The 14104-nt window shown below is 66.7% G+C and carries 13 protein-coding genes; 6 read left to right on the plus strand and 7 right to left on the minus strand.

Annotated elements, in window-relative coordinates:
• Positions 1 to 113: 113 nt before the first annotated feature.
• Together VK92_RS00175 and VK92_RS00180 are read right to left on the minus strand one after the other, a co-directional pair.
• Positions 114 to 401, minus strand: a complete 288-nt coding sequence (locus tag VK92_RS00175) for a hypothetical protein (RefSeq protein ID WP_048021384.1) — start codon at positions 399 to 401, stop codon at positions 114 to 116.
• Positions 402 to 466: 65 nt separating this feature from the next.
• Positions 467 to 955, minus strand: a complete 489-nt coding sequence (locus VK92_RS00180) for an Lrp/AsnC family transcriptional regulator (protein ID WP_048021386.1) — start codon at positions 953 to 955, stop codon at positions 467 to 469.
• 115 nt (positions 956 to 1070) lie between these two features.
• On the opposite strand from VK92_RS00180, the gene VK92_RS00185 reads away from it, so the two are divergent.
• Both VK92_RS00185 and VK92_RS00190 read left to right on the plus strand, forming a co-directional pair.
• Complete coding sequence (locus tag VK92_RS00185) at positions 1071 to 2108, plus strand: histone deacetylase family protein (RefSeq protein ID WP_048021388.1); 1038 nt, start codon at positions 1071 to 1073, stop codon at positions 2106 to 2108.
• A 69-nt stretch (positions 2109 to 2177) separates the two neighbouring features.
• Positions 2178 to 3320, plus strand: a complete 1143-nt coding sequence (locus tag VK92_RS00190) for a branched-chain amino acid ABC transporter substrate-binding protein (protein WP_048021390.1) — start codon at positions 2178 to 2180, stop codon at positions 3318 to 3320.
• A gap of 80 nt (positions 3321 to 3400) precedes the next feature.
• Here VK92_RS00190 and VK92_RS00195 read toward each other — a convergent pair whose 3' ends face one another.
• Positions 3401 to 4270 (minus strand): mechanosensitive ion channel family protein, encoded by an 870-nt coding sequence (locus tag VK92_RS00195; protein ID WP_021160618.1) that lies wholly within the window; start codon positions 4268 to 4270, stop codon positions 3401 to 3403.
• Positions 4271 to 4609: 339 nt separating this feature from the next.
• Here VK92_RS00195 and VK92_RS00200 point away from each other — a divergent pair, with 339 nt between their 5' ends.
• Entirely contained in the window at positions 4610 to 5974 is a 1365-nt protein-coding gene (locus VK92_RS00200) for a M23 family metallopeptidase (RefSeq protein WP_048021392.1), read from the plus strand.
• A gap of 286 nt (positions 5975 to 6260) precedes the next feature.
• On the plus strand, positions 6261 to 6695 hold the full coding sequence (locus tag VK92_RS39280; RefSeq protein WP_231600499.1) for a type II toxin-antitoxin system RelE/ParE family toxin: 435 nt from the start codon (positions 6261 to 6263) through the stop codon (positions 6693 to 6695).
• Here the strand turns inward: VK92_RS39280 and VK92_RS00205 are convergent.
• From VK92_RS00205 to VK92_RS00215, 3 genes are all read right to left on the minus strand, one after another.
• The gene (locus tag VK92_RS00205) at positions 6583 to 7428 is read right to left on the minus strand and encodes an AraC family transcriptional regulator (RefSeq protein ID WP_048021394.1); all 846 of its coding nucleotides are present in this window, start codon (positions 7426 to 7428) and stop codon (positions 6583 to 6585) included. The genes VK92_RS39280 and VK92_RS00205 overlap by 113 nt on opposite strands.
• A gap of 153 nt (positions 7429 to 7581) precedes the next feature.
• Complete coding sequence (locus tag VK92_RS00210; RefSeq protein WP_048021396.1) at positions 7582 to 8400, minus strand: fucose-binding lectin II; 819 nt, start codon at positions 8398 to 8400, stop codon at positions 7582 to 7584.
• Between the two features lie 124 nt (positions 8401 to 8524).
• Positions 8525 to 8914 carry a fucose-binding lectin II gene (locus tag VK92_RS00215; RefSeq protein WP_021160613.1) on the minus strand — a complete coding sequence of 130 codons (390 nt, stop codon included), beginning with the start codon at positions 8912 to 8914 and terminating at the stop codon, positions 8525 to 8527.
• A gap of 960 nt (positions 8915 to 9874) precedes the next feature.
• Here VK92_RS00215 and leuA point away from each other — a divergent pair.
• Entirely contained in the window at positions 9875 to 11584 is a 1710-nt protein-coding gene (gene leuA, locus VK92_RS00220; RefSeq protein ID WP_042975707.1) for a 2-isopropylmalate synthase, read from the plus strand.
• Positions 11585 to 11679: 95 nt separating this feature from the next.
• Here the strand turns inward: leuA and VK92_RS00225 are convergent, their stop codons facing one another.
• Positions 11680 to 12453, minus strand: coding sequence for an AraC family transcriptional regulator (locus tag VK92_RS00225; protein WP_048021399.1), 774 nt, complete (start codon positions 12451 to 12453; stop codon positions 11680 to 11682).
• Between the two features lie 194 nt (positions 12454 to 12647).
• Here VK92_RS00225 and VK92_RS00230 point away from each other — a divergent pair, with 194 nt between their 5' ends.
• The gene (locus VK92_RS00230; RefSeq protein ID WP_122982914.1) at positions 12648 to 14072 is read left to right on the plus strand and encodes an efflux transporter outer membrane subunit; all 1425 of its coding nucleotides are present in this window, start codon (positions 12648 to 12650) and stop codon (positions 14070 to 14072) included.
• Positions 14073 to 14104 lie beyond the last annotated feature (32 nt).

Consider the following 14104-nt stretch of genomic DNA (forward strand, 5'->3'; position numbering starts at 1 on the left):
GGAAACGTGTGGATAACTGCGCGGGATCGCGACGGTTTTTCGGGAGCGTCTTGCTTGTGTCTCGTCGTGTCGCGGCAGCGTGCCGCGACACGATCGCGCGACGTCACGTCACTTTACCTGGCGGCAGCGTTCCGGCAGAACTGGTCGTACGCTTGCGCCGAATTCGCGAAACCCTTCTGCTTCGCGAGTTCCCACGGGCGCTCGCATCGTTGGGTCGTTTCGCACCACGAATAGCCGGCCGAGCCGATGCAGCCGTGCGCGTCGCGATCGCTGCCGACCATCGGCGGTGCGGGCGGCGCCGACGATTGGGCCGGCGGCGTGGATGGTGCGGCACAGGCGCTCAGGGCGAACGCGCAGGCCAGCGTGGCGGCCAGCGACAGGGAAGGGACGAAACGCGTCATAGGTGGTGCTCCATGGGATGAGTATTCGGAGAATCGGCTGACGGCCCCTGCGTTCGCCGCGTCGTTCAGGCGCCCGGCACCGGCACGCGCGACGAAAACTTCACTTCGCGCAACGCGAGGCTCGACTGGATCGACGAAACCCCGCCCTGCTTGCGCAGCACGCGCTCGACGAATTCGGCGTACGCATCGAGATCGGCCGCGACGACCTGCAGGATGTAGTCGGCCGCGCCGGTGATCTTGTGGCACGACGTCACTTCGTCGTGCCGTCGCATCACCTCCTCGAAGTGATCGGAATCCTGGTCGGAATGCATGTTGAACGTCACCTGCACGAACGCGAACACGTTCATGCCGAGCGCGCGCCGGTCGAGATTCGCCTGGTAGCCGGTGATGACGCCTTCGTCCTCGAGCCGCTTGCGGCGGCGCCAGCAGGGCGTGACGCTCAGCGACAGCTTCTCGCCGAGCGTCGCGTTCGACAGTGCGCCATCGTCCTGCAGCAGGCGGAGCATGGCGCGGTCCACGCCATCCAGTTCGACCGAAGCGCGAATTTTGCTCATTTCCGGGATTCCGTAGGCGGTTTTCTCAAAATTGTACGAAAGGCGCGCGTCGAAAGCAAAGTTATTGCCGCCTGCGGTCAATAAACTGTTGCCACCCTCACCGCAACAGTCAACCATGCTCACGGTCTACAGCAGCGATCACCAGTTGCATCGCGGCGTCGAACTGAAGGACGGCGCGATCACCGATTCGTTTGAAAACCCCCTTCGCGCCGAGACGGTGCTCGCGCAGGTGCGTGCCGCGGGACTGGGCGACGTCATCGCGCCGAAACCGTTCGACCGCGCGCACTACGCGGCCGCGCACAGCGCGCGCTACGTCGATTTCCTCGCCGGCGCGTGGGACGAGTGGGCCGCGACGGGCCGCACCTGCCAGGCGCTGCCGCTCGTGTGGCCGGTGCGCGCGATGCCGGCCGCCGCGACGCCGCCCGCGTTCATCGACGGCAAGCTCGGCTTCTACGCGATGGACGCCGGCGCGCCGATCAACGCCGGCACGTGGGACGCCGTGAGCGCGAGCGCGAACTCGGCGCTCACCGGCGCCGACCTGCTGTCGAGCGGCGCCGCGCGCGCGGCGTTCGCGCTGTGCCGCCCGCCCGGCCATCACGCGGGCCGCGAGTACATGGGCGGTTATTGCTACCTGAACAACGCGGCGATCGCCGCGCAGCACTGCATCGCGCAGGGTGCCGCTCGCGTCGCGGTGCTCGACGTCGATTTCCACCACGGCAACGGCACGCAGGACATCTTCTACGACCGTGCGGACGTGCTGTTCGCGTCGATCCACGGCGAGGCGCCGGTGTCGTACCCGTACTTCTCCGGCTACGCGGAGGAGCGCGGCATCGGCGCGGGCGAAGGCTTCAACCTGAACCTGCCGCTGCCGAAGGGCACGCTGTGGGACACCTATTCGGCGGCGCTCGACCAGGCGGCAACCGCGATCGCCGCGCATGCGCCCGACGCGCTCGTCGTCTCGCTCGGCGTCGATACCTTCGAGCACGACCCGATCAGCCATTTCCGGCTGCGCTCGCCCGACTACCTGCGCATCGGCGCGGCGCTCGCGCGCCTGAACCTGCCGACGCTGTTCGTGATGGAAGGCGGCTACATGGTCGACGAGATCGGCATCAACGCGGTGAACGTACTGCTGGGATTCGAAGGGCGCGTGTGAGCGTGCGGGATGACTTCGACGAACGACGGATCTGAACACGAACGAAGCGCGACAAGGACGGAGACAACCATGAATCGACATCACAAGACGGTACTCGCCAGCGCGGCCGCACTGACGTGCGCGCTGTCCGCATTGCCCGCGCACGCGGACGAGATTGTGCGCATCGGCCACGTCGCGCCGCTGACCGGCGCGATCGCGCATCTCGGCAAGGACAGCGAGAACGGCGCGCGCCTCGCGGTCGAGGAAATCAATGCGAAGGGGCTCGTGATCGGCGGCAAGAAGGTCACGCTGCAACTCGACGCGCAGGACGACGCGGGCGATCCGCGCACCGCGACGCAGGTCGCGCAGCGGCTCGTCGACGACAAGGTGATCGGTGTCGTCGGCCATCACAACTCGGGCACGTCGATTCCGGCGTCGCGCGTCTATCGCGACGGCGGCGTCGTGCAGATCTCGCAGGCCGCGACCAATCCGACGTACACGCAGCAGGGCTTCAAGACGACCTATCGCGTCGTCGCGACCGACGCGCAGCAGGGGCCCGCGCTCGCGATGTATGCGGCGAAGAACATGGGCATCAGGACGGTGGCCGTGGTCGACGATTCGACCGCGTACGGGCAGGGCCTCGCGACCGAGTTCGAGAAGGCCGCGAAGGCGGCCGGCATGAAGGTCGTGTCGCGCGACGCGACCAACGACAAGGCGATCGACTTCCGCGCGATCCTCACGAAGATCAAGGGCGCGAACCCGGACGCGATCATGTACGGCGGAATGGACGCGACGGGCGGCCCGCTCGCGAAGCAGGCACGCCAGCTCGGCATGCGGGCGAAGATCCTCGCGGGCGACGGCGTGTGCTCGACCGACCTGCCGAAGCTTGCGGGGCCGGCCTCCGACAACGTCGTGTGCTCCGAAGCCGGGATCGCGCTCGAGAAGATGCCGGGCGGCGCGGCGTTCGCGAAACGCTACGAAGCGCGTTACCACCAGCCGATGCAGGTGTATGCGCCGTTCTCGTACGACGCCGTCCACATCATCGTCGACGCGATGAAACGCGCGAACTCCACCGATCCGGCGAAGGTGCTGGCCGCGATGCCGGCCACCGACTATCGCGGCGTGATCGGCGAAACGAACTTCACGTCGCAGGGCGACCTGAAGCACGGCGCGATCTCGGTGTTCACGTACAAGAGCGGCAAGAAGGCGCTGCTCGATATCGTGAAGATGTGATGCGGCGGTGACGTTGCGTTGATGTTGCGCCTGATGTCGCGGGGGCCGCGAAGCGGGACAGGCTTCGCGGCCCTCGCCGTTTACAGCGCGCGCACTCGCGTGCTGTCGGCGCGGCGCTCCGCGTCGTGCACGATGTGCAGCTCGCGTGCGCGGATCGGCAGCACGCAATCCGCATCGGCAAGCGTCTTGCGCACCTGGCGCGCGAGGCGCCAGCGCATCGCCCAGAACTTGTCGGTGTGCGTCCACACGCGCATGTTCGCGACCGCCGTGCTGTCGTCGAACCGCATCACCATCACGTCCGGTTCCGGCTCGCGGAGCACGTCGGGATCGGCGAGCGCCAGCTTGCGCAGCGCATCGAGCGCACGGTCGATGTCGTCGTGTACCGATACTTCCACTTCGAGATCGAGGCGGCGTGTCGGATTGCGCGTGTAGTTGCGAATCGAGCTGCCCCACAGCGCGCTGTTCGGCACGTATTCGCAGATGCCGTCCGGTTTCGTCAGCCGCGTCATGAAGAGCCCGACCTCGTCGACGGTACCCGCGACACCCGTGCCGCCGTCGATATAGTCGCCGACCTTGAACGGCCGCAGCAGCAGGAGCATGATGCCGGCCGCGATGTTCTGCATCGTGCCTTGCAGCGCGAGCCCGATCGCGAGGCCTGCGGCGCCGAGCACCGCGACGATGCTCGCGGTCTCGATGCCGAGCTGCGACAGCGCGCCGACAATCGCGACGATGCGGATGCCCCACACGGCGACGTCGCAGAGGATCGGCCGCAGCGTGTCGTCGACGCGCTCCTTGTTCGAGAGCAGACGGTTCAGCCAGTTGCCGATGCGCTTCGACAGCCACCAGCCGACGACGAGCAACGCCAGGCCGGCGGACAGCTTGAGGGAGAGGGTGGACAACGCGTTCCACAGGAACGTCCAGCGTTCCGGATGTAGTTGGTCGAGAAACATGAAGGGATTCCGGGTTGGGGAGCAGTGCGCGATGCGACGCGAGCGTGCCGTGGTCGGGCACGCTCGCGTTCACGCGCCGGCAGCGTTCGACTGTCCCTGCGGCACGATGGTTCGCCCGCATGGGTGGGGTCGAATGCCGCACAGCCGTGCCGCCGGCGCGCGACATCGCGATTTCGATTTAGTACGAAATGGCTTTTCCTGTAAATAAGACGTGTCCTATTCAGCTGTTTCGATCGCGCCGATACACTCGTCTTCACGTTGCCGGGTCGCGACGATCGTTCCTCCGCGATACCCGGTTCTTTCCCGATTTTTCATTGACAGACAGCGAGTGACGACGTCATGCGGTTAGACCTGCGTTTCCGTCTCGCACGCGAACAAGGTCTACCCGCGCTCCGCGGCGCTTGCGGTTTCCCGATGCGCCGCGCGCTGCTGCGCGGTGTCGTCGCGGCCGCCTGTGTGGCGGGTGCACCGGGCGCGCCGGCGCATGTGTCCAACGACACCGCGCCGTTCCCGTCCGTGACGGCCGACCTTGTCGACGTGCCCTTTTTCAATGCCGCGCGAACGACGTGGGGCGGCTTGCACGCATCGTCGGCAGCGCCGCTCGACGTGGCCTATGCGTCGCCTGCGTTGACCGTGCCGAGCGCGCATGAACGCGACGGCGCCGTTGCGCGCTTCGGTGCATGCGCGGCCTACCGCGTGCTGTGCGATGCGGCGCGCGGTGCGGTCGAACGCGCGTACGCGTCGAGGTTCGATTACGGTCTTGCATCGGCGTTGCCCGCGATGGGTGAACGGGCCGCGTACGAACGGCGTCCCGTCGATCTCGCCGCCGCTGAACCGTTCGTGCTCGAAGAGGTCGAGCGCGGTGCGCGTAGCGGCGCGATCGTCGGCAACCTGCGGGCGTCGCTGGCGCGCGCCGATCTGCCGGCCGGCGTTGCCGCGCAGGTCATCCGCTTGGTCGCCGGGCGCATCGACCTGAAACAGCACGGCGCACTCGGCGACACCTTCCGCGTCGCATACGAACCCGACGACAGCGCGATGCAGCCGGGCGGCACGCGCGTGACGGCACTCGAGCTCCGCTTCCGCGGCCAGTACGTCGCGGGCGTGTGGTTTGCGCCCGCTGACGGCGCGTCGGGGGGCTATTACGACTTCGACGGCATGCCGCTCGCCGGTTCGCGGTTTGCGATGCCGGTCAACGCCACGCGGATCAGCTCGCATTTCGGGGCGCGCGTGCATCCGGTGACCGGCGTGCGTCATGTGCATTCCGGCGTCGATCTCGCGGCGCCGGCCGGGCGCGCGGTTCATGCGTCGGAACGTGGGGTCGTGACGTTCATCGGCACCGAGCCGCGCGGCTATGGCAAGTACGTGGTGATTCGCCATGACGGCGGCTATGCGTCGTACTACGCGCATCTGTCGGCGTTCGAGCCGACACTGCGAACCGGCATGCGGGTCGCGCGCGGCGAGCGTGTCGGTGCGGTCGGCAGCACCGGGACGGCAACCGGCCCGCATCTGCATTTCGAGGTGCGCAGGCATGACCGTCTCGTCGACCCGGTCGCGCTCGTACAGGCGGGCGACGCGGCGAAGCTGACGGGCGAGCGGCGCGTGGCGTTCAACCAGGTGGCGCTCGATGCACGCACGCAGCTCGCGTCTGCCGCCTGGCTGCAGCCGGTTGCGATGACGACGCTTTCCCCGTCGCGCGATGGTTGAGCCTGCGGACGTGAAACGTGAGAATGGGATCGTTCGGTTAGCTTACGAATCGCGAAGCCGTCGCCTTGGAGTCTGAAGGAAGCGTGTAGAAGACGAATTGACAAACGGCAGCCGGATACCCGGTTCACCCGGCCTGACGAGAGGTACCCGATCGGGGCTCGTGGCCGGCAGCGGGCATGTCGCTTTGTCGCAGGAGTCGCAATACATGCGGAGGGTCACGTGCACGTAGCGCGTCGAGACGATGGAAGAACACGGTGCGGATTTGCGGATGCCGTATTCGCGCGCGATGGGGGAAGGATTGCTTGAATTGCGCCCGCGAGGCCGTGAAGGAATCGGGCGTGTGTTCCATTGCATCCGGGTGGGAGATGAACTCGTCGTCCTGCATTCCTTCGTCAGGAAGACGCAGGAAACACCCAACGACGAGTTGCACATGTCAGGCGCTGATTTCGCAAATGAACTTTGTCGGGAGACCGCATACGCGGCCACGACCCTGGCTGTGAATCGCGCACCTCGGGAAACGGCAACCCGTCCGGTTCATCGTGTGGGCACATCCTGGTCGAACACGTTGGCTGCAGAATCAGCGTGGTCCGATGGGTTGTCACGTTCGTTCACGTTGACGCCACAGGTTCGACCGGCAACCAGATCTCCAGCACGCCGGCGCCCGTCACCGGATCGTAGTCGCCGCTGTAGCGCTCGAACTCGGGTGCGTCCACCGCCTTGAATCCCGACGTCGGCAGCCAGCCGTTCCAGATGCTGTAGAAGGTCTGGTGCAACGTCGAGATATGCCCGGCGTGTTCGAACACCGCGTACCGCTGTGGCGCCAGTTCGACCCAGCGAAACGGCGCGGGCAGCCGGTCGCGGCTCGTGACTTCCACGCCCGCAATGTATTCGAAGCTGCCGTCCGCATCGGGGTTGCAGCACACGCCGTACGTCACGTCGCCGACCTGGCCGGGAAGGGTACCGATGTATGGGATGAACGCTTGCCAGAGCGCCGGAATCCCTTCATTGGTGTCAAACGTATAGCGGTCGCTCATGCCCGCGATCAACCGCTTGCCGGCGGTTTCGAAGCGCGACGGCCTCACGTCGATGATCTTCAGTTCTTTCATGCGCAGCGGCTCCACAAGAGACAATCCGTCGAGGGTGCGCCGTGCCCGCACGTCCTCGGGCGTGACGCCGAAGAGATCGCGGAAGGCGCGCGTGAACGCCTCATGGGAGCCATAGCCGGCATCGAGCGCCACGTGCAGGATGTCCGGCGCGCCTTGCGCCAGCGCACGTGCCGCGCGCGTGAGCCGCCTCGACCGCACATAGCGCATCACCGGCCAGCCGGTATTCATCGAGAACAGGCGCGAGAAGCCGAAGCGCGACATGTCGCAACCGGTGGAGATCCTGTCGAGCGTCAGTTCCCTGTCCAGTTCGGTTTCGATCAACCAAAGTGCTTTTCCTACCGGGTTCATGGCGTGCCAATGAGGGTGTCGGTCGGACTATATGGTATCGGCGCCGGGGGCACTTGATCGTTCTTGCGGCGCGGGCGGGGAGTGCGCCGGCTGACGCACTGGAACGGATCGCCACGCCGGGCGGCGTGGCGACGGCAGGCAGGGCGGTGCTACTCAGCCCAACGGCCAGTTCAGGAACACGATGCCGTCGTTGTAGTCGTCGTCGGCGCCGTCTTCCGAGCCGACGATCCCGAAATACGACTTCTTGAAGATATCGACCTGCCGAGAGCCGAGCCGCGACGGCTTGCCGTTCGCCATCACGATCACGCGCACGCGTCCCTTGCCGGAGTCGAGCACCTTGGTGCCGAGGTTCTGGTCCTGCGCGCCGGCACCCTTGAACGTGGCGGCCGGGTTCGGGTTGTCGTCGACGTAGATGTCGATCGTCTGGTCGTTCGCCGCGTTGGTGAGCGCGGTGACGCCGAACTTGATGTTCGGCGGCAGGTTGAACGTGCCGTCGCGCTCGCCGCCGCCGATGCCGCCGGCACCGCTGCCGCCCTCCGCACCGGTTTCGCTGCCGCCGCCGGCGGGCGACGACGATGCAGCGGTTTCTCCGATCGCGGACAGGCTCGCGTACGAGTCGATATGCATCGCGCTGCCGCGCACGCTTTTCCACTGGCCCTTCACGAACGTGACGCCGGTGCCGACGTCGATCGTAGCAACGAGCGTGAACGGCATGCGCCCGGTGCTTTCGGGCACCTTCGACGAATAGGTGAAGCAGCCGTCCGCGACGACACCCTTGTCGGTCGCGATCGCGAAATAGATGCCGGGGAAGTTGTTGCCGGTCGCGTACGGCGTCGGCACGTTGAGGATGACCTGCAGTTTCCCGTTTCGAATCTCTGCCTTGGCGATGTCGATGTACAGGCCCGGGATGTCGACGTAGGTCTCCGAGGTCGTCACGGGGGCACTGACGATCGAAGCCGAAAGGAGGGGCATGGATGTCTCCGTTGGTTGGGCGGGTTTTCGTGGAGTGCGGCGCGAGGTGCCGCTGAATGCGGTGCCCGACCGCCGGCCGGCCCGGAGGCGGCCGGCGGTGGTCGGTTGTCAGCCGTGCGTCAGGTCAGCCGATCGGCCACTGGAGCACGACGATGCCGTCGTTGTAGTCGCTGTCGTGGCCGTCTTCCGACACGACGATCCCGAAGTTGACCGTGTACGGCGAGCCGTCCGATTTCTTGCCGTTGATCGGCGCGAGGCGCGCGTCGGTGGCTGACGGCTTGCCGTTCACCGACACTTCGAAGCGGATCTTGCCGTTGCCGGAATTCAGCGTCGCTTCACGCGGGCCGTCGCGCGTCGTCAGCTTGTGATACGCGGCGGGTTCCTGGCTGTCGCCGATGAACAGCTTGATGTGTTGCTGCTCGGCGGCATTCGCGAAGAAAATCGCGCGGAAATCGGTATTCGGCGGAATCGAAAACTCGCCGGCGCGATTGGATGACGTTTGAGAATCGGCCATGCTTTCCTCCTGAGGAATGATGGGTAAGGCTTGGAGCCATGTCGCACAAACGTTTGCCGTTTGAAATGCGACGCATCGAGCATGCCGAAAAATAAATCAGAAAATATTCACCGAGGAATGACTATTGTTCAGTAAATCGAAAACCAGGGTTAATCGATTTAATGAAGCGTGTTTAATTGGCGTTATTTGGAAATATTCGGGAAACTATATCGGCGTGTATATCGCTTTTCTGAACGATGCGTGATTGCGCCGGCGGGGCAGGGGAGGCGGGGGTGGCAGGTGAGGCGACAGCAAGCGGGCTTGGGCGCGGACGTTCGGTGTTCGCATTTGGCAGCGTTCGTTTCAACATCAGCATCTCGGTCATGGCCGCGCCCACCGGCCACCACCGAACGCCCGCGCCGAAACCCGATCGCAACGGAAATGGGGTGCGGCAACCGGCGAAGTGGATTGACCCACTCACTCCGAACGCGAACAGGGCCCCACCGGCGCCGCACCCATGAAGCATATCGACCGGGCTGCGCGATGCCTATCGGACACGACCGATTCTGAGCGATCAAATTCGGCGCCATTTGCGCCCGGCCCGTTGACAGCCCCCGTCACCTTGTGATTTGATTCCGGCCATGCAAGCCGCCCAGCCCCTCTTCTCGCTACGACTACTAGCCCGTTTCTCCGGGCTGGGTCTGCGGCTGCGCGCTTTCCATCTGCTTCTTTCCTGAAGCGCCAGATTTCCCCCGCATCACCGACCTGGCCCCGGTTGTCGACCGGCGCCTGAGTTCGTCTTTCTTCCGAATCGTTCCGCTCCGTCCCGGTCGCTCAACCGCCAAGGCTGTCGTTTGCCGTACCGCTTTGCCGTTGTGCCGCTTTCCACCGTTTTCACCGCTGTGCGCGCAGCCTGCCACCACGACTGATGGCGATCGCGCCGCGGTTTCCCGACCAACCGACCGAGGACCGAACATCATGATGCTGAAGAACCCCGCGACGAAGTACCGACCGTTCACGCCCGTCAACCTGCCGAACCGCATGTGGCCGACGCGCACGATCACGCAAGCGCCGATCTGGATGAGCACCGACCTGCGCGACGGCAACCAGTCGCTGTTCGAGCCGATGGACGCGGCGCGCAAGATGCGGATGTTCAAGATGCTGGTCGCGATCGGCTTCAAGGAGATCGAGGTCGCGTTTCCGTCGGCGTCGGAGACCGACTTCAACTTCGTGCGCGAACTGATCGAAGGCGGCCACATTCCCGACGACGTGACGATCGAGGTGCTCACGCAGGCCCGCGACGACCTGATCGAGCGTACCTTCGACTCGCTGCGCGGCGCGAAGCGCGCGATCGTGCACCTGTACAACGCGACCGCGCCGGAATTCCGCAAGATCGTGTTCGGCCTCGACCGCGACGGCGTGAAGGCACTCGCGGTGAACGCGGCGCGCACGATCAAGCGCTTCGCCGACGCCGCGACCGACACGCATTTCACGCTGCAATACAGCCCGGAAACCTTCACGGCGACCGAGCTGGATTTCGCGAAGGAAGTCTGCGACGCCGTGTTCGACGTCTGGCAGCCGACGCCGGAGCACAAGGCGATCGTGAACCTGCCCGCCACGGTCGAAGTCGGCACGCCGAACTTCTACGCGGACCAGATCGAATGGATGCACCGCAACCTCGCCCGCCGTGATGCGCTGATCGTATCCGTGCATCCGCACAACGACCGCGGCACCGCGGTCGCGGCGGCCGAGCTCGCGGTGATGGCCGGCGCGGACCGGATCGAGGGCTGCCTGTTCGGCAACGGCGAGCGCACCGGTAACGTCGATCTCGTCACGCTCGCGTTGAACCTCTACTCGCAGGGCGTCGATCCGGGCCTCGATTTCTCGCAGATCAACGAAGTCGCGCGCACGTCCGAGGAATGCACGCAATTGCCGATCCATCCGCGCCATCCGTATGTCGGCGACCTCGTGTTCACCGCGTTCTCCGGCTCGCATCAGGACGCGATCAAGAAGGGCTTCGCGGTACAGAAACCCGACGCCGTATGGGAAATGCCGTACCTGCCGATCGATCCGAGCGATGTCGGCCGCACGTACGACTCGATCATTCGCGTGAACAGCCAGTCGGGCAAGGGCGGTATCGCGTACCTGCTCGAGCAGAGTTATGGCGTCGCGCTGCCGCGCCGCCTGCAGGTCGACTTCAGCGCGGCCGTGCAGCGCCTGACCGACGACAGCGGGCTCGAGGTGACGAGCGCGCAGATCTGGTCGCTGTTCCAACAGGAATACGTGGAAGGCGATGCGCCGCTGCGTTATGTCGGCCACGAGCTGAGTGAACGCGACGGCCGCGAGACGATCGTGCTGACCGCCGACGTGCACGGCGAGCGCCGCGTGCTGCGCGGTGAAGGCAACGGCCCGCTCGACGCGCTGATGCACGCGCTGCGTACGCCGCTGCGCATCCAGCACTATGAGGAACGCGCGCTGTCGCAAGGCGCCGATGCGAAGGCGATCGCGATCGCGGAACTGGCCGGCACGGGCGTGCGCGGCAGCGCGTTCGGCGTCGGCATCGACGCGAACCTGACGACCGCGTCGATCCGCGCGGTGATCAGCGGGGTCAACCGCGCGTATGCGCGCGCGGACGAAGCGGCGCAGGCGACGTTTTTTGGCGCGCAGCAGGCGGTGAAGGCTGTCGCGTAAGCGGCGTCGTGGCGGCTGCGCCGGCGGTGCCCGGCGCGGTCGCGTCGCCGCCGCCGCGCGGCAGCGCGCGATCGTCGCGAAACGGACAGCGCCGCTTATCGGCGCCGGAAGTATTCGCTCGGCGGCACGCCGAGCGCCTTGCGGAACATCGCCGCGAACGCGCTCGGGCTGTCGTAGCCGTGCTCGAGCGCGAGTTCGAGGATCGGCGTGCCTGCCGCGAGGCGCGGCAGGCTCAGCAGCAATCGCGCATGGCGGCACCATGCGCCGTGCGTCATGCCCGTCTCGCGCTTGAACGTGCGTGCGAGCGTGCGCTCGTTCATGTGCGCATCGCGCGCCCACGACTGCAGCGTGACGGTCACCGACGGGTCGCTGATCAGCTGCGTGCACAGCGCGGCGAGTGCCGGATGGCGTGGCATCGGCACATGCAGCGACAGCAGCGGCGCGATTTCGATTTCGTCGAGGATCAGCGCGAGCACGCGTCCCGCGCGATGCGAAAGGTCGTAGTCGGCCGGCAGTTCGCACGCGGTCACGATCAGTTCGCGCAGCAACGTGCCGACCTCGATCACGCGGCACTCGGCCGGCAGGCTCGGCCGCACTTCGCGCGCGACGAACACCGAGCGCATCTGCACGTCGCCGGCCATCCGGATCTCGTGCTGCGTGCCCGCCGGCACCCACACCGCGCGCCCGGTCGGCACGACCCAGCTGCCGGCATCCGCATACACGAGCATCACGCCGGAGATCGCGTGAATCAGCTGGCCGTGCCGGTGCGAATGCGTCGGATACAGGACACCGGACGCCGCGTCGGACACGGCGACCGCGATCTGCTTGTGCTTGTCCTTGCGCTCGAGCGCGCTGAAAAATGGGTCCACTTGTCCTTTTCTCGACGACGAATGCGCTTTGCGCGCGAGATCGACTGAATGTGCCGAAATTACCATAGGCCCATCGTTTGTTCGACTGCCACCGCACGATGCGCGCCTCCTTCCTTGCTTCGCTTTCCTTCGATTTACCCTTTGCCGCCTCGTCTTGCGCGCCGCGCATTGCCGCCACGCTGCTGAGCGCGGCAATGCTTGGCGCATGTTCCGTCGGCGAGCCGTATCGTCCGCCGTCGATCGATGCGGCACATCGCGCGCCGTTCGATGCCGCCGTCGATGCACCCGTCGCGTCGAGCGGTGCGTTGCCCGATCGCTGGTGGCAGCTGTTCGACGATCCGGCGCTGGACGCACTCGTGCGCGAAGCGCTCGCGCAAAACCGCGATCTCGCGGTGGCCGCGGCACGCGTCGCGCGTGCGCGCGCCGTGCTCGACGAAGCGGGTGCCGCGCGATTGCCCGATACGACGGCCGGCTTCGGTGTCGACTACGGCAAGCACGCGCCCGACCAGATCGTCGCGAGCGCGAACGGCACCGATGCGCGTACGCGCCGGGGATTCGCACCGTCGTTCGCGTTGTCGTGGGAAGTCGATCTGTGGGGGCGTGTCGGCCATCTCGTCGATGCCGCGCGCGCCGATTCGGAGGCCGTGCAGGCGGCATCGGATGCGATGCGCGTCGCGGTGGCCGCCGAGACGACGGCCGCCTACGCGCAGGCGTGCGCGTACGGCGAGCGGATCGACGTGGCCGAGCGTTCGGTCGCGATCGCCGACCGCCTCGCCGCGCTGACCGCACGGCAGCGCACGCACGGTCTCGTGTCCGATCTGGAAGTCGCGCGTTCGCGCGCGTTCGCCGACGATACGCGCGCCGAACTGCCGGCGCTGACTGGCGCGCGCCGCGCCGCGTTGTATGAGCTGGCGGTGCTGACCGGGCACGCGCCCGGCGCGATTCCCGATGCGGCCGCGCGCTGCCATGCGACGCCGGCGCTGGCGCGGCCGTTTCCGGTCGGCGATGGTGCCGCGCTGCTCCGGCGCCGGCCCGACCTGCGCGAAAGCGAGCGCCGGCTCGCCGCGTCGAACGCGCGGATCGGTGCCGCCACGGCCGAGCTGTATCCGTCGATCGTGCTCGGTGGGTCGGTGAACTGGCTGTCGACGACCGGCGATCCGTCGTCGCTCGGCGACAAGTACGCGATCGCGTGGGGCGTCGGGCCGCTGATTACCTGGCGCTTTCCGAATCTCGCGGCGAGCCGCGCGCAGCTCGCGCAGGCACGCGCGGACGATGCCGCCGCACGCGCGTCGTTCGACGCGCAGGTGCTGCGCGCGCTGAAGGAAACCGAACAGGCGCTCGCGCGATATGGCGCCGAGTGGCGCCGCAAGGCCGCGCTCGAAACCGCGCGCGCCGAACACGCGCGCGCTTTCCGGCTCGCGGAACTGAACTACGACGCGGGCGCGCTGGATTTTCTCGGCGTGCTCGACGCGCAGCGCAGCCTCGTCGCGGTCGATGCGGCACTGGCCGCGTCGACGCAGCAGGTCGCGCTCGATCAGGTTGCCGTCTTCAAGGCACTGGGGGGCGGCTGGCAGCGTCAGGGCCAGCGCAAGCCCGTTGTTGACGTGAACGGGCCCTGACCGGCCGTTCGTGAATCCGCACGCACTCAACC

It is taken from the genome of Burkholderia sp. LK4 (genome assembly GCF_001043615.1).
GTDB lineage: Bacteria > Pseudomonadota > Gammaproteobacteria > Burkholderiales > Burkholderiaceae > Burkholderia > Burkholderia cepacia.